The organism is Pseudomonas sp. FW305-70 (assembly GCF_058783925.1).
In genome coordinates this window covers 45289-63258 of sequence record NZ_JBYSYZ010000006.1, presented here as the reverse complement: position 1 = coordinate 63258, position 17970 = coordinate 45289, and the positions used below count along the sequence as shown (strand labels likewise).

At 61.7% G+C, this 17970-nt stretch carries 13 protein-coding genes; 4 read left to right on the top strand and 9 right to left on the bottom strand.

What is annotated here, in order from left to right:
* Window positions 1-13 precede the first annotated feature (13 nt).
* The 6 genes from glgX to glgA form a co-directional block, all read right to left on the bottom strand.
* Window positions 14-2176: a glycogen debranching protein GlgX gene (glgX, locus tag AC3WN7_RS06850; protein WP_102673562.1), complete on the bottom strand. Its 2163-nt coding sequence runs from the start codon at window positions 2174-2176 to the stop codon at window positions 14-16.
* A gap of 98 nt (window positions 2177-2274) precedes the next feature.
* Window positions 2275-2595 carry a DUF2934 domain-containing protein gene (locus tag AC3WN7_RS06845; protein ID WP_095967069.1) on the bottom strand — a complete coding sequence of 107 codons (321 nt, stop codon included), beginning with the start codon at window positions 2593-2595 and terminating at the stop codon, window positions 2275-2277.
* A 21-nt stretch (window positions 2596-2616) separates the two neighbouring features.
* Window positions 2617-5412: a malto-oligosyltrehalose synthase gene (locus AC3WN7_RS06840; protein ID WP_102673561.1), complete on the bottom strand. Its 2796-nt coding sequence runs from the start codon at window positions 5410-5412 to the stop codon at window positions 2617-2619.
* A complete protein-coding gene (gene malQ, locus AC3WN7_RS06835) occupies window positions 5409-7487 on the bottom strand; it encodes a 4-alpha-glucanotransferase (RefSeq protein ID WP_095967071.1) in 2079 nt (692 codons plus the stop codon). Before malQ ends, AC3WN7_RS06840 begins: the two co-directional genes overlap by 4 nt.
* On the bottom strand, window positions 7480-9279 hold the full coding sequence (treZ, locus tag AC3WN7_RS06830) for a malto-oligosyltrehalose trehalohydrolase (protein WP_102673560.1): 1800 nt from the start codon (window positions 9277-9279) through the stop codon (window positions 7480-7482). The genes malQ and treZ overlap by 8 nt, the downstream gene beginning before the upstream one ends.
* A 12-nt stretch (window positions 9280-9291) precedes the next feature.
* Window positions 9292-10875 (bottom strand): glycogen synthase GlgA, encoded by a 1584-nt coding sequence (gene glgA, locus AC3WN7_RS06825; protein WP_095967073.1) that lies wholly within the window; start codon window positions 10873-10875, stop codon window positions 9292-9294.
* Between the two features lie 559 nt (window positions 10876-11434).
* Between glgA and AC3WN7_RS06820 the strand changes: the two genes are divergently transcribed.
* Both AC3WN7_RS06820 and nudC read left to right on the top strand, forming a co-directional pair.
* Complete coding sequence (locus AC3WN7_RS06820; RefSeq protein ID WP_102673559.1) at window positions 11435-12247, top strand: crotonase/enoyl-CoA hydratase family protein; 813 nt, start codon at window positions 11435-11437, stop codon at window positions 12245-12247.
* A 6-nt stretch (window positions 12248-12253) separates the two neighbouring features.
* Window positions 12254-13084, top strand: a complete 831-nt coding sequence (gene nudC / locus AC3WN7_RS06815) for an NAD(+) diphosphatase (protein WP_015095286.1) — start codon at window positions 12254-12256, stop codon at window positions 13082-13084.
* On the opposite strand, the gene AC3WN7_RS06810 is transcribed toward nudC, so the two are convergent.
* The 3 genes from AC3WN7_RS06810 to AC3WN7_RS06800 all read right to left on the bottom strand — a co-directional run bounded on the left by AC3WN7_RS06810 (window position 13052) and on the right by AC3WN7_RS06800 (window position 15117).
* On the bottom strand, window positions 13052-13831 hold the full coding sequence (locus AC3WN7_RS06810) for a TSUP family transporter (protein WP_007974280.1): 780 nt from the start codon (window positions 13829-13831) through the stop codon (window positions 13052-13054). The two genes, nudC and AC3WN7_RS06810, sit on opposite strands and share 33 nt — an antisense overlap.
* Before the next feature lie 190 nt (window positions 13832-14021).
* Complete coding sequence (locus AC3WN7_RS06805; RefSeq protein WP_102673557.1) at window positions 14022-14498, bottom strand: nuclear transport factor 2 family protein; 477 nt, start codon at window positions 14496-14498, stop codon at window positions 14022-14024.
* Window positions 14499-14553: 55 nt separating this feature from the next.
* On the bottom strand, window positions 14554-15117 hold the full coding sequence (locus AC3WN7_RS06800) for a TetR/AcrR family transcriptional regulator (protein WP_102673556.1): 564 nt from the start codon (window positions 15115-15117) through the stop codon (window positions 14554-14556).
* Between the two features lie 217 nt (window positions 15118-15334).
* Here AC3WN7_RS06800 and pssA point away from each other — a divergent pair, with 217 nt between their 5' ends.
* Together pssA and AC3WN7_RS06790 are read left to right on the top strand one after the other, a co-directional pair.
* Window positions 15335-16678, top strand: coding sequence for a CDP-diacylglycerol--serine O-phosphatidyltransferase (gene pssA, locus AC3WN7_RS06795; protein ID WP_102673555.1), 1344 nt, complete (start codon window positions 15335-15337; stop codon window positions 16676-16678).
* A gap of 270 nt (window positions 16679-16948) precedes the next feature.
* Window positions 16949-17965: an AraC family transcriptional regulator gene (locus AC3WN7_RS06790; RefSeq protein ID WP_102673554.1), complete on the top strand. Its 1017-nt coding sequence runs from the start codon at window positions 16949-16951 to the stop codon at window positions 17963-17965.
* The last annotated feature ends 5 nt before the right edge of the window (window positions 17966-17970 follow it).

Genomic DNA, 17970 nt, shown 5'->3' with positions numbered 1-17970 from the left:
CTGGACTTCGTCGTCACTCCTCTTCCTCACGCTGCAACTCGAACAGCAGTAATGAGCGGCCGGTAACCGAGTACTCGTGGCCGAACTCGAAGCGTTCCTGGCCACGGATCGACGGCTGGTTGGTGTCGATCATGCAGGTCCAGAAACCGCCGTCAGGCACTTGCGGCAGGTGGAAATTGACGATGTCGTGATGCGCGTTGACCACCAGCATCAGCGTCGCGTCGGCGCCTTTGCGGCGAATCCCGGTTTCCTGGGCGCGGCCATCGAGCAGCATGCCCAGGCAGCGGTTGTGTGCATCGTGCCAATGTTTGGTGGTCATTTCCGTGCCGTCCGGTGCCAGCCAGGTCACGTCCTTGACGCCGATGTCCTCGTTGTAGTTGCCCACCAGAAAACGCCCGCGGCGCAGGATCGGGTAGGTCAGGCGCAACTTGATCAGGCGTTTGACGAACTTGAGCAGGGCCTTGCCGTCTTCGCTGAGGTCCCAGTTGACCCAGCCGATCTCGCTGTCCTGGCAATACGCATTGTTGTTGCCCTCCTGGGTGCGGGCGAACTCGTCGCCGGCCACCAGCATCGGCGTGCCCTGGGCCAGCAGCAGGGTGGCGAAGAAGTTGCGCATCTGCCGATGGCGCAGCGTATTGATCTCGGGATCATCGGTGGGGCCTTCGACGCCGTGGTTCCAGGACAGGTTGTTGTTGCTGCCGTCCTGATTGTCTTCATCGTTGGCCTCGTTGTGTTTGTCGTTGTATGACACCAGGTCGTTGAGGGTGAAACCGTCATGGGCAGTGACGAAGTTCAGCGATGAATAGGGGCGCCGACCCCTTTGATTGAACATTTCGCCTGAAGCGGTCAGGCGGCTGGCGAAGTCCGCCAGTTGACCGTCGTCGCCCTTCCAGAACGCGCGCACGGTGTCGCGGAATTTGTCGTTCCACTCGACCCAGCCCGGTGGAAAATTGCCGACCTGATAACCGCCGGGGCCACAGTCCCAGGGTTCGGAGATCAGCTTGACCTGGCGCAGCACCGGGTCCTGGCGGCAGGCGACGAGGAAACTGTGGCGCTCATCGAAACCGTCGTGATAGCGCCCGAGTATGGTCGCCAGGTCGAAACGGAAACCGTCCACGTGCATTTCCGAAGCCCAGTAGCGCAGGGAGTCGGTGACCATCTGCAGCACGCACGGGTGACTCAGGTCCAGGGTGTTGCCGGTGCCGGAATCGTTGATATAGAAGCGTTTGTCATCGGGCATCAGGCGGTAGTAGGACGCGTTGTCGATGCCCCGCATGGACAGGGTCGGGCCTTGCTCGTTGCCTTCGGCGGTATGGTTGTAGACCACGTCGAGGATCACTTCCAGATTCGCTTCGTGCAGGTGCGCGACCATTTCCTTGAACTCGGCAATCTTGCCACTGGCCAGGTAACGCGGGTCGGGGGCGAAGAACGCGATGCTGTTGTAGCCCCAGTAATTGGTCATGCCCTTGTGCAGCAAATGCTGGTCGTTGACGAACGCGTGGATCGGCAGCAACTCCACGGTCGACACGCCGAGCTTGCGGATGTGTTCCAACACGTCATCGACCATCAACCCGGCAAAGGTTCCGCGCAGGTTTTCCGGAACCGAGGGATGGCGCATGCTGAAGCCGCGCACATGGGTTTCATAAATGATCGTCTTGTCCCACGGTACGCTGACGCGGTGGTCGTGGCCCCAGGTGTGCGCCGGGTCGATCACCTTGCACTTGGGCACGAAGGGCGCGCTGTCGCGTTCATCGAAGCTGAGGTCGGCGTCGGGGTGGCCGATGGTGTAGCCGAACAGCGCTTCGGACCATTTCAACTTGCCGACCAGCTGTTTGGCGTAGGGGTCGATCAGCAGTTTGTTGGGATTGAAGCGATGACCGTTGGCCGGGTCGTACGGACCGTAGACGCGATAGCCGTATATCAGCCCGGGATGAGCGTCGGGCAGGTAGCCGTGGTAGATCTCGTCGGTGTATTCGGGCAGTTCGATGCGTTCGAGCTCCACCTCGCCGCTGTCGTCGAACAGGCACAGTTCAACCCGGGTGGCGTGGGCGGAAAACAGGGCGAAGTTGACTCCCAGTCCGTCCCAGGTGGCACCCAGCGGGAAGGGCAGGCCTTCGCGGATTCGTGTGGTTTCGGCACGGGGGGCTGGCGTGGGGGCTTTCTTTGGGCTGGTCATAAGTGCTCCTGGCTACAAATACTCGCTGATCAGCATTGGAACCTGTGGGAGCGGGCTTGCTCCGGGCGGCGTTCCGACGAAGGGGCCTCAAGACCTATTCAAACCGCGGGCGGTTTTCGCGGCGCCCGGGGCTTTTTCTCGACGGGCTTTTCTCCCGGCGGGATCACTTTTGAAGCCGCCGCCGGTTTGGCCTTGGTTTTTGGCGTGGCGACCTTGGCATCGCCAGCCTTGCCATTGGCCGTTTTGCTGACCGGGGTTTTGCTCGCCGCTGCTTTGGCTGGTTTCTTTGGTGCCAGGGCTTCGGCTTCCGCCAGTTTGCACGCCATCTCCCAGTGGCGGGCTTCCTGACCTTCGGGTTTTCCTTCGGATTCCCAGATCTGATAGGCGAATTCGCGGATGCGTTTATCGTCGGTACTCATCGCAATGCTCCTGAACTGAACTCAAGTGTGGTGAGTTTGAATAATGAGGTTGACCGGGAAATCCCCCAGCGCGGCGCTGATCAGCAGCTCTCTGTGTTTTGTGACTGTGATGCCGGTGAAAAGTCCCTTCAGATGTTCGTCTGCAACGGTGAACGGCAGTTTGATCCGGGTATCGCCCCACAGCGGCGCGTGGACCTGGGGGATGGCACTGTTTTCCAGCAGTTCGGCACAGCGTATCGGCACAATCACGATGGCGCGTTCTCCCTCCCGTTCACGGACAAAACCCAGCACTCGATGGGCCTCGCTGCCCAGCACTTGCAGGGCCTGGTAAGTGCCACGTCGAAACAGCTCGGCATGTTCGGCGCGCAGGCCCAGGGTGCGCGCAATCAGGGCTTGCTTGATGCGCCCGTCCTGCCAGTTCGACAACAGGTCCGGCAAGTCCGCCGCTTGCTGCAGTGCCTGCTGGCGGCTGGCGTAATCCACGGGGCGGCGGTTGTCCGGGTCGACCAGGCTGAAGTCCCAGAAATCGTTACCCTGATACAAATCCGGCACGCCGGGCACGGTCATGCGCAGCAAGGTTTGCGCCAAACCGTTAAGGGCACCGGGGGCGGCAATCGATCGGGCTGCCCTGGCGAGGGCCGAACGCAGCAGCTCACCTTCGGGGCTGAGCAACAGGCGCTGGATAAAGTCCTCGCTCGCTTGCTCGTAAGCGTCATTGGGCGCGCTCCAGCTGCTTTGCAGCTTGGCTTCGCGCAGGGCCTTGCGCTGCCATTGCCAGAGGCGTTTGCCGTAGTCCTCGAGCGCCGGCGGATTATCGATAGCCAAACCCAGTGGCCAACTGCCGAGGATCGCCTGGTACAGAATCAACTCATCGCCCGCCGACGGCACTTGATCGTCTTGGCGCAAGGGCCGGGCGAGGGCGCGCCACAGGCCGATCTGCTCGCTGTACCAGCCGCTGCGCTCACTCAGTACCGCCAGCCGCGCGCGTGAGTCTTCGCCACGCTTGTGGTCGTGGGTGGCGCTGGCCAGCAGATTGTCCGGGAAGTTTTCAAGGCGCTCGATGCAGGCCCGATGAAAGTCGGCAACCGGGACACTGAACTGCTCGGTGCTGAACCCCACGTCATTGCGCGAGAGCAAGACGCCCGAACGATAGAACGCGGTGTCTTCCACCGCTTTCGCCGCGGCTGGCGAGGTCAGTTGCTGGAAACGTACGCAGGCGTGCTTGAGGCGTTTGCGCTGGCGACCGGCCGGGCGTTGCCGCCAGGGCTCACCACCGAGCCAGCCGGCCAGGCAATCGAGCACCGGCCAGTCAGCCTCGCTCAGTGTCTGGCGGGCGCCGTCCATGGCCTGCTGGAAAAACACCTCGTCCTGGCCTGTCCGGCCGAGGGGGCTGATGTAGGTGCGGTACACCGGGAAATGCACGATCAGCGCCTGCAAGGCCCGGCGAATGGCGCCGAGGGTCAGGTCGCGGCTCATGAGATTGTCCCGGGCCACTTGCAGCAAGGCCTGGGCGACGCTTTCGAAATCGCCGGCCAGGGAACCGTTGAGGATTTGCTGGCGGGCCAGTTGTGCTTCCTGGGAGAAGTCGGCGGGCCGCTCACTGTGGCGCTGCCAGCGTTCGGCCAGTGTCTGCGCGCCCCGTGGGTCGTGTTGCAGCAGTGACAGCTGGTTCATGAATTCATAACCGGTGGTGCCGTCCACCGACCAGTCGAGGTGCAGAGACTCGCCTTCGCCGAGGATTTTTTCGACAAAGATCGGCAGATGGCGGCCTGCGGACAGGCTGTCGACCCGACGCCGCAGCTTTCGGCAGTAGCCTCGCGGGTCGGCGAGGCCGTCGATGTGGTCGATGCGCAACCCGTCGATCAGCCCCTCGGCCACCAGCTGGAAGATCTTCGCGTGGGTGGCTTCGAACACCGCGGGACGTTCGACGCGCAGTCCGCCGAGTTCATTGATATCAAAGAAGCGCCGCCAGTTGATGTCATCGGCGGCCGTGCGCCAGCTGGCGAGGCGATAGCTCTGGCGCTCCAGCAGGTTGTGCAGGCGCTGGAAGCCTTCGCCGGTCAGTGAGTCGTAGTGTTTCAGGTGTTGCTCAATGGCTTGAGCAATCAGTGGATCGCTGACCAGATCGCGCAGTTCCGCTTTCAACGGTATGGCCAGGCTGTGGGCGTCGGATTGGTAGCTCAGGGTGCTGAAGCGATCGGCCAGGTTTTTCAGTTGTTCGGTCTGCTCCGTATCGAGCGCTGCATCGGTCTTGAGCAGTTCGCCGTAATCCCAGGGGCAAATGGGGAAGTGGTGTTCGTAGTGCTCGACATGGAAGCTGCCGTGCCAGGCATCGAAGCGCAGGGGCAGGGTGCCGTCCTGCAGTGCCACGCCGTAATCGCTGCCCAGGAACGGCAGGAGCAGCTGGCCTTCCATCAACGGATCGGGAGAGTGCCACTGGATGTCGAAAAACTCGCCGTAGGGGCTCAGGCGTCCCCACTCCAACAGGTCCAGCCACCAGGGATTGTCAGCGCCGCCGACCGCCATGTGGTTGGAGACAATGTCGAGGATCAACCCCATGTCCTGCTCGTGCAAGGCGTTGACCAGGCTGCGCAGCGCCCCTTCGCCTCCCAGTTCCGGGTTGACCCTGGTCGGGTCCACCACGTCATAGCCATGCATCGATCCGGCTCGGGCACGCAACAGCGGGGAGGCGTAGACATGGCTGATGCCCAGGCGTGCGAAATACGGCACCAGCGGCACCGCATCTTCCAGCGTGAAACCTTTATGAAATTGCAGGCGCAGCGTGGCGCGCAACGGGCGGGTCGGCTGTCGGGTCATCGGTCACGCTCGGCCGCCTGCAGTCGCGCACAGGCGAGCAGTTCCAGGCGCCGCGCGGCATCCGGCCCGTCGAGCAGGGCTTCGCTGTAGCCGGGCAAGCGCCGCGACCAGTTCGGGTGGGTGTCGATGGTGCCGGGCAGGTTGGCCTGTTGTTCCACGCCAAGGGCATCCTCCAGCGGCAACAGCACCAAGGGGGCCCGGGTATGCCCGAGAAAACGCACGCTGGCGTCGAGCACCTGGTCGGTTTCGTGGGATTCTTCGCGGAAGTTCTGCGGGTCCTGGCTCAACGCCCGGCGCAGTCCCTCGCGCTCGCGCTCGCGATGCTGGCGCCATTCGATCTCACCGCTGGCGTCGACCATGCCGAGCCGGGCGTTCCAGTCGATGTCGCGACCATGCCACCAGCCGTTGAGGGTCGGCAGGTCATGGGTGCTGGTGGTCGCCAGTGCGTTGTCCGGCCAGTCAAGGATCGGCTTGAAGTGCGTGTTGTCCTGCTCGAACAGCAACACCCGCATGCCGAGCATCGAACGGGCGATGAGTTTTTCCCGCAGGCCGTCCGGCACGGTGCCGAGGTCTTCGCCGAGGACGATGGCCTGGTGCCGATGGGATTCCAGGGTCAGCAAACGCAACAGGTCGTCCACCGGGTAATACAGGTAGGCGCCGTCGGCCGGCGGCGAGCCGTTGGGGATCACCCACAGACGCTGCAGCCCCATGATGTGATCGATACGCAAGCCACCGCAGTGGGCGAAATTGGCCCGCAGCATCTCGATGAACGCCCGGAATCCATTGCGCACCAGGCCTTCCGGGGAGAACGCGGAAATTCCCCAGCCCTGGCCTGTGCGGTTGAGAATATCCGGTGGCGCACCGACGGTGAGGGACGCGAGCAATTCGTCCTGCCGGCTCCAGGCCTGGCTGCCGCCGCCATCGGCACCGACGGCCAGGTCGGCGATCAGGCCGATGCTCATGCCGCTGGCGCGGGCGGCGGTTTGCGCGCGCTCCAGGCAGCGGGTGATCAGCCACTGGCAGAAAGCGAAGAAGCCGATGCGCCCGGCATTCTCTTCGGCGAATGCCGCCAGTTCAGCGCTTCGCGGATTACGCCAGGGTTCGGGCCACTGCCGCCAGTCGAGGTGTTCACCGCGAGCGGCGCGTGCCTCCTGGATGGCTTCGAAGCGACAGTGGTTTTCCAGCGCTTCGCCGGCAGCGTGACGAAAACTGCTGAAGTCTTCATGCAAGGGGTGTTCACCCTGGACGAAACCTTCGTACAGCGACTGCAACAGCCGATGCTTGGCTTCGGCGGCGGCCGGCCAGTCAATCAGCGGACGCTCTTCCAGCGCCTTGAGCTCAATGGCCAGCCCGGTGGCATCGATGGCGGTACGCAGGGCGCGCTCGCCGAGAATGGTGCCGGGGGCGCAGTAAAGGCTGTTGAGAAACAGACGGCTGGAGGGCGAGTAAGGGCTGTAGCGTTGGGTGTCATTGGAAAACATCGCATGCAAGGGGCTGATCGCCAGCGCCTCGGCGCCACGTTCACCGGCCACCCGGGCGAGGTCCTCCAGCGCCTGGGTGTCACCAAACCCGCCATCGCCGGGGCGGCGCAAGGCATACAGTTGCACGCTCAGGCCCCAGGCACGGGGGATCGGGTTATCCACGGCATCGGCGACGCTGTAACACCGGGAGGGGGCCACCGCCAGGGTGAAGGTTTGTCCGTCGATACTGACCTGTTGATAGCCGACCGGTACCAGCCCCGGCAGCTTTGCGTTGGCGTCCAGTTTCAGGTTGAGCCGCGAACCGTCTTCGAGGTGGATTTCGCAAGGGGTTTGAGGTGCAAAAAAGCGCGCCAGATCCAGGCTTGTCCCGACATCGGCGGTGATCAATGGCGGCAAGTGATGGGTCTGTTGCACCGCTTGCAATTCCAGCAGGCTGGCGTCGATTTCCTGGGCACTGCCCGCCGGGTGGCCCAGGCCGGTCAGCACATTGCGCAACACGGAAGGTGCGACTTTTTGCGGGCGGCCGTTGGCGTCGATCCAGTCGACCGCGAGGCCGGCACGGCTGGCCAGAATTTCCAGTTGCGCATCACTCATGGACGCTCTCCATACGAAGTGGCATAGGGGCTGCGGCGGCGAGACTGACGAGCGCGCAATAGGGGGCAAGGGTGCCCTGGTCCAGCAGATCGGCGCTCTGTGGCGGGTATTCGAACAACCGCGCGGCACCGGTCTGTGAGGAGTGGACTACGGGCTTGTCGCTGAGGTTCAGGTCAATGCGCAGTTCGCTGCCATCGCCCAGGCGCCAGGCGGCACTGACCGCGCCTTGGCCCAGCTTGTCCGCCCCCAGTGCCTGGGTGCCCGGCAAGCGGGGGATGAGGAGCCGGTGACGGATCTGCAACAGCCGGCAATACAGCTCGTGCATCTCAGTATGGCCGGTCGAAGGCAGGACAGGGCGGGACGCTGAAAATGTCTGCGGATCGTTCGGGTCAGGAATGTGTTCGCGCAGGAGTGGGTCGGCAAACACGCTGAACGCCGCGAACTCGTTGCGCCGGCCGTCCCGTACCAACTTGGCCAACTCGCCGTGATGGCTGGTGAAATACAGGAAGGGTTGCTCGACGGCGAACTCGTCGCCCATGAACAGCAGCGGAATCATCGGCGACAACAGCAGCAACACCGTGGCGGCCCGCAGCGCTTGCGGGTGGGCGAGTTGATGCAGGCGCTCGCCGAAGGCCCGGTTGCCGATCTGGTCATGGTTTTGCAGGAACAGGATGAAGGCGCCGGGAGGCAAGTGTCCGCTGGGTTCACCGCGGGCCACGCCATGGCGATTGACATGACCCTGGAACACGAACCCCTGGCTCAGGCAACGCGCCAGTTGTTCGGTGGGGTTGTGTGCGTAGTCGGCGTAATAGGCCTCGGTTTCGCCGGTCAGTAACACATGCAGGGCATTGTGGCCGTCATCGTTCCACTGCGCGTCGTAACCCTGTTCAAGCAGGCCGGCCTGGTTGTGTTCGTTCTCCACCATCAGCCACACATGTCGCGCCGGTCCCGTCTGCTGGCGCACCCGTTGCGCCAGTTCCTGGAGGAAATCCGGGTCTTCGATGGCGTGCACCGCGTCCAGGCGCAAACCGTCGAAACGGTATTCGAGCAGCCACATCAAGGCGTTTTCGATGAAGAAGTCCCGTACTTCGCGGCGGCGGAAGTCGATGGCCGCGCCCCACGGCGTCTGTTTGTCTTCGCGAAAGAAGCCCTTGGCATAACGATGCAGGTAATTGCCGTCCGGACCGAAGTGGTTGTAGACCACGTCGAGAATCACCGCCAGACCATGACCGTGGGCGGTGTCGATCAAGTGTTTGAGCTGCTCGGGTGACCCGTATGAAGCCTGGGGCGCGTAGGGCAGGACGCCGTCATAGCCCCAATTGCGCTCCCCGGGAAACTGCGCGATGGGCATCAGTTCGATCGCGGTGACGCCCAGCTCGACCAGGCGTGCCAGATGCTGCTCGACGGCACTGAAGCCGCCGAGGGCACCGACGTGCAACTCGTAGATCACCGCTTCGTTCCACGGCCGTCCCGGCCAGGCACTGTGTTGCCAGGCATAGGCCAGCGGATCGACCACCACACTGTGCCGGTCGATATCGCCGTCCTGTGCGCGGGAAGCCGGGTCGGGCACTTCCAGTTCGCCGTCGATGCTGTAGCGGTAACGCGTGCCCGCCGCGCATCGGGTGTTGCTCACGAACCAGCCGTCGGCCTGGGGCAGCAACGGCAAGGACTGTCCATGTTCCAGTTCGACACTGACGTAAAACGCATCTGGCGCCCACAACGCGAATCGCGTGTGCTCTGCGTCCAGCATGATTGCGCCGTGGGGCCAGGTCTCAAGGGTCCGTAACGGCATCTTGAAAGCCTCTTACTGTTTGTTCGATTTCCCCAACGCTTTCGCCACAAGCTGTTCATAGAGTTCGGCGTAGGGTTCGACCGCCTTGCACCAGTTGAATGGCGCTGCCATGGCCCGGCAGCGCATGGCGTGCAGCAGGTCGGGGAAGGCGAATACCTTGAACGCGCGGCTCAGGGCTTCCTGGTAGCTCTGCACCGTTGATTCATCGAACAGGAAGCCGGTCACGCCGTTTTCGATGGTGTCGGCCAGGCCGCCGGTATTGCGCGCCACCGGCAACGAGCCGAAGCGCTGGGCGTACATCTGGCTCAGGCCGCAGGGCTCGTAACGCGAAGGCATCAGCAGGAAGTCGCTGCCGGCGAACATGCGCCGGGCATCGGTTTCGTTAAAGCCGATGCGCACGCCGATCTGCCCGGGGAAACGCAGGGCCAGTTCGCGCATCGACTGTTCTTCTTCCGGCTCGCCACGGCCGATGATCGCGATCTGCCCACCGGATTTGACGATGTACTCGGAGACCGCTTCGGTCAGGTCCAGGCCTTTCTGATAGACCAGGCGCGACACCACGGCGAACAGCGGCCCTTCGGAGTCTTGCAGGCCGAACAGCTCGCGCACATGGGCGGCGTTCACCGCCTTGCCGTCCCAGTCGCCGATTTCGAACGGACAGAACAGGTGCGGGTCGGTGGCCGCATCCCAGCTTTCATCGATGCCGTTGGGAATCCCGCTGAGCAGGCCTTGCTGGGTCTTTGCGGCGAGGAAACCGTCGAGACCGCAGCCGAAATCCGGGGTGGTGATTTCCTGGGCGTAGGTCGCGCTGACGGTGGTGATGTGGCTCGAGTAGGCCATGCCGGCCTTGAGGAACGACATCTTGCCGTAGAACTCCATGCCTTCCTGTTGCAGCGCGTGATGGGGAATGCCCAGTTCGGGGCACGAGCCCAGGCTGGTTACGCCTTGATAGGCCAGGTTGTGGATGGTGAACAGCGTCGGTGTGCGCTGCCCACGCCAGTGCATGTAGGCCGGGGCCAGGCCGGCCGGCCAGTCGTGGGCGTGCACCAGGTCCGGGCACCAGTGGATTTGCGCGAGGTTGGCGGCGATATCGGCCGCCGCCAGGCCCAGGCGGGCGAAACGGATATGGTTGTCCGGCCAGTCGCGGCCGTTGTTGGCGCCGTAGGGTGAACCTTCGCGCTCGTAGAGTTCGGGGCAGATCAGTACGTAGATGACCAGACCATCGGGCATGTCCATGCGCCCGATCTTGCACGGAGGCAACGCGGCATGACCGCCGAGCTCACCGATGATATGAATGGGGTTCTCGCTGTGCAGCACCTGCGGGTAACCCGGGATCAACACCCGCACATCGTGCAGATGGGCCATGGCCCGTGGCAGCGCCGCGGAAACGTCGCCCAAGCCACCGGTTTTCACCAGGTCGGCAATTTCCGAGGTCACGAACAACACTTTCTTACGGTTCGGATTCTGCTGGGCTGCCGGGGTCAGCGTCCTGGTGCCGGGCACGCTGACGGGTTGGGTGTTTGCGGCAGTTACGGCGCTCGATTCGCCGACCTGATGAGCACGCTCTCCCTGTATTTCCAAAGCCGTACTGATCATATGAATCTCCCGTGCTGTTGATCTAATTCTTAGGTCTGGCAAACGGTGTTTCATGGCCAATTCCCGTGGCCGGGCGCAAAAGCGCTGCGCATCAGTGAGCAAGCGCTGCCCGATGCTTTGAAGCAAAAGGGGTGAATGAGCCGTTGCAAAGATTGCACCAGTCGCAACGCACCTTCTTGTCAGAGGACCGATCGGGAATGGAAAAAGTTTCGACTGTTTTTCCACTTTATGACCGATCGGTTTCGCTTTGAGAAAATGAGTCTAGGCCAGAACTTAGAGCGGTAAAGGGCAGATGGCAAAATTGTTCGACAATCGGTTTGTAACGGTACGGACGTGCCTGATCGAGGTGCAAACGCCCCGACGAAGTGCATGTTTTTTTGCGTTTTTGCCGCAAAAAGTCACCGGGCCGTCACATCAATGTGCGACGTGATCGAGCGCTCGTGCACCAATGTGGTGCGCGTGCCAAGTCCCGGATTTGGCGGAACCACTGCCTTACTGCCGGTCGCGATGCCTTGTTATAGTTCGGGCCTCGTTTTCTGCCCGCAAAAGGATCAATGGAATGTCTCAGTACAGCGCGTTCAACGTCGAACTGGTTGATAAAATCGCCCATGTGCAGATCAATCGGCCGGAGAAGATCAACTCGATGAACGCTGCGTTCTGGAGCGAGATCGTCGAAATCTTCCAGTGGATCGACGACACCGATGAAGTGCGCGTGGTGGTCCTCAGCGGGGCAGGCAAGCATTTCTCCTCGGGTATCGACCTGATGATGCTGGCCGGTGTGGCCAATGAACTGGGCAAGGACGTTGGCCGCAATGCGCGGCTGTTGCGTCGCAAGATCCTTACCCTGCAAGCGTCGTTCAATGCCGTCGACAACTGCCGTAAACCGGTGCTCGCAGCGATTCAGGGCTACTGCCTGGGTGGCGCCATCGACCTGATTGCCGCGTGCGACATGCGTTATGCCGCCGAGGACGCACAGTTCTCGATCAAGGAAATCGACATCGGCATGGCCGCCGACGTGGGCACGCTGCAACGCTTGCCGCGGATCATCGGTGACGGCATGCTGCGCGAACTGGCTTACACTGGTCGCACCTTTGGCGCCGACGAAGCGCGGAGCATGGGCCTGGTCAATCGCGTCTACAGCGACAACGACAGCCTGCTCGACGGCGTCATGGGCATTGCCTACGCAATCGCCAGCAAGTCGCCGATCGCCGTCACCGGCACCAAGGAGATGATCAGCTACATGCGTGACCATCGCATCGATGACGGCCTCGAATACATCGCCACCTGGAACGCCGCCATGCTGCAATCCACCGATCTGCGCGTGGCCATGGCCGCCCATATGAGCAAACAGAAACCCGAATTTCTGGATTGATTAACCATGATTCCTCGCTGGACCACTGCAGTACTGGACACCGACCAACCCGGCGGCTGGGCCGTCGCGCGCAGCCCCGAAGGCTTTCTGTTCGATGACAATGGCGCACTGTTTCCGCGCGAATGGCTGAAGCGTCAGGACCTGCCGATTCTTGCCGAACATGGCATCGGTCATCTCGATGGCGAGCCGGTCTACCTGCTGGAGCTGCGCAGTCACAGCGAGGTGTCGGGCTGTAACTGGAAGGGCTTGCGGGCGTTCATGCTCGAAGGCGATCACACGGTCTACAAGGTGCTCGGTTACGCCGCACAGATCGGCACCTGGGCCCGCGAGCACCGCTTTTGCGGTAACTGCGGTCAGGCCATGACCCAGGTGCCGCGCGAACGGGCGATGTATTGCCAGCCGTGTGATCTGCGCAGCTATCCACGGATTTCGCCGAGCATGATCGTACTGGTCACCCGAGGCGATGAAGTGCTGTTGGCACGCTCACCGCGTTTTGTCAGCGGTGTCTACAGCACATTGGCGGGGTTCGCCGAACCGGGCGAATCGGCCGAGGACTGCCTGATTCGCGAGGTTCGTGAAGAGGTGAGCATCGAGGTCAGGAACATCCAGTACATGGGCAGCCAGTGCTGGCCGTTCCCGCACTCGATGATGCTCGGCTTTCATGCCGAATACGCCAGTGGCGAGATCGTCTGCCAGGAAGACGAGATCGAGGACGCCCAGTGGTTCAACGTGCACGCGCTGCCGCCGTTGCCGGCGTCACGCTCGATTGCCCGTTACCTGATCGATGTCTACGTGGCGCGGCGTTTAGGCCACGCTGAACCAGTGCTGCCAGGCTAGGCGCACGGTCAGGCCCAACACCACGGTGATGAACACCGGACGAATGAATTTCGCGCCGCCGCTGATGGCGGTGCGAGCGCCGAAAAAGGCGCCGACCATCAATGACGAGCCCATGCACAGGCCGATGATCCAGTCCACCTGACCGGAAAAGATGAAGATCGACAGCGCCGCCGCGTTGCTGACGAAGTTCATGCTGCGCGCCACGCCGCTGGCTTTCACCAGGTCGATGGGGTAGAGCAACAGGCTGCTCACGGTCCAGAACGCGCCCGTGCCGGGACCGGCGACGCCGTCATAGAAACCGAGGCTGAAGCCCTGGGTCGACTGCCATGTTTTCTTGATCGGTGCGTCGCTGTCCGTCGGCGCTTTCGGCGTACCGCCAAACAAAAGATAGACACCGCAGGCGAAGACGATCACCGGCAGCATTTTGTTTAGCCATTCCGCCGGCAGGTAGTGCGCGACCACGGCACCGGTCAGCGCGCCGACCAGGGTACCGACGATGGCATGCACCCATTGCGCGGGGTGGAACAGCTTGCGGCGGTAGAAGGTGAAACTGGCAATCGCCGAGCCGAAGGTCGAACTGAGCTTGTTGGTGCCCAGCACCAGGTGCGGCGGCAGGCCGGCGGTCAACAGGGCCGGGGTGGTCAACAGACCACCGCCACCGGCGATGGCGTCGATGAAACCGGCAACAAAAGCGACGAGGGCCAGGATGGCCAGGGTGGAGAGGTCTACGCTGAGTTCGAAAGGCATGGGATCGGCTTATTCGGCGGGTGCAGAAAGAGGCTGCGGGGAAGGGCAGCATCTTAACCACCTGCACAGCACAAAACCAATGTGGGAGCGAGCCTGCTCGCGAAGAGGCCGTCAGATCCAGCATAAATGCTGGCTGACACACCGCTATCGCGAGCAAGCTCGCTCCCACAGGGATTAGTGTGGATTTAAATTACAGACCCAGATCCGACAGCCCCGGATGATCGTCAGGACGACGTCCCAGCGGCCAGTGGAACTTGCGCTCGCTTTCCTTGATCGGCATGTCGTTGATGCAGGCGAAGCGACGGGCCATCAGGCCGTCCTCGTTGAACTCCCAGTTTTCGTTGCCGTAGGAACGGAACCAGTTGCCCGAGTCGTCGTGCCATTCATAGGCATAACGCACGGCGATGCGGTTGTCGGTAAAGGCCCAGAGTTCCTTGATCAGTCGATAATCCAGCTCCTTGGCCCATTTGCGGGTCAGGAAGCCTTTGGCTTCTTCGCGGTTATGGGCGAACTCGGCGCGGTTTCGCCACTGGGTGTCCAGGGTGTAGGCCAGGGACACGCGCTCCGCATCGCGGGAGTTCCAGCCATCCTCAGCCAGGCGAACTTTTTCAATGGCCGATTCACGGGTGAAAGGGGGCAATGGCGGACGAACTTCGGCATTAGACATTTCAAGTCTCCGTATCAAGTTAAAGTTAAAACAATTGTCGAGCTTGATCTGGTTGCTACAGGTCCAATAACTTGCGCGCCATGCATTGCGCATTATCGGCGGCACTGTGATCACCCGTTACAAGCGCCACGGTAATGGCACCATCGATCAGGATCAGCAGCTGTCTGGCCAGCGTCTGCGGATCCTCGGCGCCATGTTCGGTACACAGCTCGCACAGGTAGTCGAGCAGTTTCTGTTTATGTTCTTTGGCGACCAGTCGCACCGGGTCTTGCGGGTCGCCGGTTTCGCCACTGGTGTTGATGAAAGCGCAGCCGCGGAAGCCTTCGCTGGCGAACCACGACTTCAGTACGGTAAACAGGTTGAGCAGCCGCCCGGCCGGGGTCTGGGCCTGGCCGACTTCGCTGCGGTACCAGTGCATCCAGCGCTGATCGCGGCGTTGCAGGGCGGCCACGACCAGTTCGTCCTTGTTGGCAAAGTAGCGGTAGATGCTTTTTCTGGAGACGCCGGCGGTTTTCACCAGAAGATCCATGCCAGTGGCGGCTATGCCACTTTTGTAGATCAACTTTTCGGTGACATCCAGAATGATGTCGCGTGTGTCGTTGCTATTGATTTCATTCATGTGGCTAACAGTAGAACGATCGTTCTCCTTGGTCAATCGATATTTTTGCAGCGCCTGATAAATGGTCTTCGCGAGCAAGCCCGCTCCCACATTTGAAATGCGTTCCCCTGTGGGAGCGGGCTTGCTCGCGAATAGGGCATTACAGACAGTAACAAGACCCGACCCCAGCGATGGTGTAAGCTCTCAGGTTCTTCGGATTCGACCCATTGCGAGCCCTATGCCGTCGCTTTTCAAACGTTCCCTGCTGCCCAAGCTGCGCAGTTTTCCGCTGACGGCCGATGCCGTCGGCATCCTCTCCGGCGCTGCCGAATTCCGCCGTTGCCTGCTGGAGAAAATCGCCAGTGCGACCCGGCGCATTTACATCGTTGCGCTGTACCTGCAACAGGATGAAGCTGGCCAGGAAATTCTCGATGCCTTGCACGCGGCCAAACTGGCGCGTCCGGAGCTGGACGTGGTGGTCGTCGTCGACTGGCTGCGCGCCCAGCGCGGCCTGATCGGTGCCGGCAAGCAACCGGGCAACTCGGCCTGGTACCAGGAAATGACCCGCACCCACGCAAGTGAAGTGCCGATCTATGGCGTCCCGGTGCAAACCCGCGAACTGTTCGGTGTGCTGCACCTCAAAGGCTTCGTGATCGATGACTGCGTGATCTACAGCGGCGCGAGCCTGAACAACGTCTACCTGCACAAGTTCGACAAGTACCGCTACGACCGTTATCACGTGCTGCACAATCGCGAACTGGCCGATTCGATGCAGCACCTGGTGCAGCACGGCCTGGTGGCCTCCAAAGCGGTGCACCGCCTCGACCTGCCGAACCTGCCGACGACCCGCAGCCTGCGCAATGACATCGGCGACCTGCGCAGCCGGCTCAAGCACGCGGCGTACGACACCACGCAAGGCACCACCGACCGGACCGGTCTGTCCGTCAGCCCGTTGCTCGGCGTCGGCAAGAACAATCCGCTGAACCGGGTGATCTGCGAGCTGATCGCCAGCGCCCAGCAGCAGCTGACCATTTGCACGCCGTACTTCAACCTGCCGTTGGCGATCATCCGCGAGATCAACCGCGCACTGGCCCGTGGGGTGAAGATCGATATTGTGGTCGGTGACAAGACGGCCAATGACTTCTACATTGCGCCGAGCGAACCGTTCCGGGTCATTTCGGCGCTGCCGTACCTGTACGAAATCAGCTTGCGCCGTTTTGCCAAGCGTCATCAGCGCAACATCGACAGCGGTCAGTTGAACCTGCACCTGTGGCTTGATGGTGACAACACCTATCACCTCAAGGGCATGTGGATCGACCGGCGCTATACCTTGCTGACCGGCAACAACCTCAACCCGCGGGCGTTCCGGCTCGATCTGGAAAACGCCTTGTTGATCGATGATCCGCACGGCGAATGGCTGGAGCCGCGCCGTCAGGAACTGGCGGAGATTTTCCAGCACACGCGGCGAATCGAGCACTTCCAGAACCTGGAAACCCTCGCCGAATACCCGGTGGGCGTGGCCAAGTTCCTCAAGCGCGTGAGTCGTGTGCGGATCGAGCGGCTGCTTTACCGGATTCTTTAAAGATTAAAATCAAAAGGTCGCAGCCTGCGGCGACTGACGCCTTCGCGGGCAAGCCCGCTCCCACAAGGATCTTTGTCGTACACAAACTCTGTGTTCGCTGAATAACCTGTGGGAGCGGGCTTGCCCGCGAAGGCGTTTTCACTTTCAGTACATCAACGACAGGCACACTGCTTTCGCGAGCAAGCTCGCTCGTACAGGGGATCTGCGTTCAATGGGTGGTTTCAGCTAATATGCCCCCCACTCGAACAAGAACAGGGCTTGCCGCAATCCATGTCGGAAAAAGACACCATCTCCATCCAACTGGTGCGTGAAGCACTGTTGCAAAGCTGTGCGCCAGACATCGACAAGGACGAGGTGTTGATCAAGGTTGGCATCGACCCACAGCTGTTGGGCAATTGCGGCGCCCGGGTTCCAGCCACCGCTTATGCGCGCCTGTGGCGGCTGCTGGCACGGCGTGGGGATGACGAGTTTTTTGGCATGGACCCACGCAAACTCAAATCCGGCAGCTTCGCATTCCTGTGCCGCAGCGCCATGCTCCAACCCAACGTGGCGGCGGGACTGGCTGGCGGCCTGGCGTTTCTGTCGTTGATCCTCGAACACCTGCCGGCGCAGTTGGTGCGTCAGCAAAGCCTGGCGGAAATCGTCCTGCTCGAAGACGACAAAGAGCCACGCCGGGCCTTCACCTATTTCACCTACTGGATGATTGTCCACGGCGTTGCCTGCTGGCTGGCAGGGCGGCGGATTCCGATTCTGGCCATTGAGCTGCGCTGTTCGAAACCGGATTTCTGCGATGATTATCAGGTGATGTTTTCCGAGAACCTGCGTTTCGACCGTCCGCGCACGCGGATGATTTTCTCCGCCGATTGCCTGGATTTGCCGATCAAGCGCAGCCCCGAAGAGCTCAAGCGATTCCTGGCCCACGCGCCGGCGAACATTCTGGTGAAATACCGTGATCCGCAGAGCCTGGCCAACCGTATCAAACACGATCTGCGTCACCTGCCGGCCGAGCACTGGCCGGAAACCGAGGCCCTGGCGCAACGCCTGTGCATGTCGGCATCGACCTTGCGTCGCCGGCTGGCCGAAGAAGGGCAAACCTATCAAGGTCTCAAGGACAGCGTGCGCAAGGAACTGGCGATCGTCTGGCTGGCCGAGCCGGCGATCAGCTTCAGCGAAATCGCCACACGGCTCGGGTTCGCTGACACCAGTTCGTTCTACAAGGCCTTTCGCAAGTGGTCGGGGTCAAATCCGGGGCATTACCGCAGCCTGATTCTCAATGACGTCGAGTAAATTCA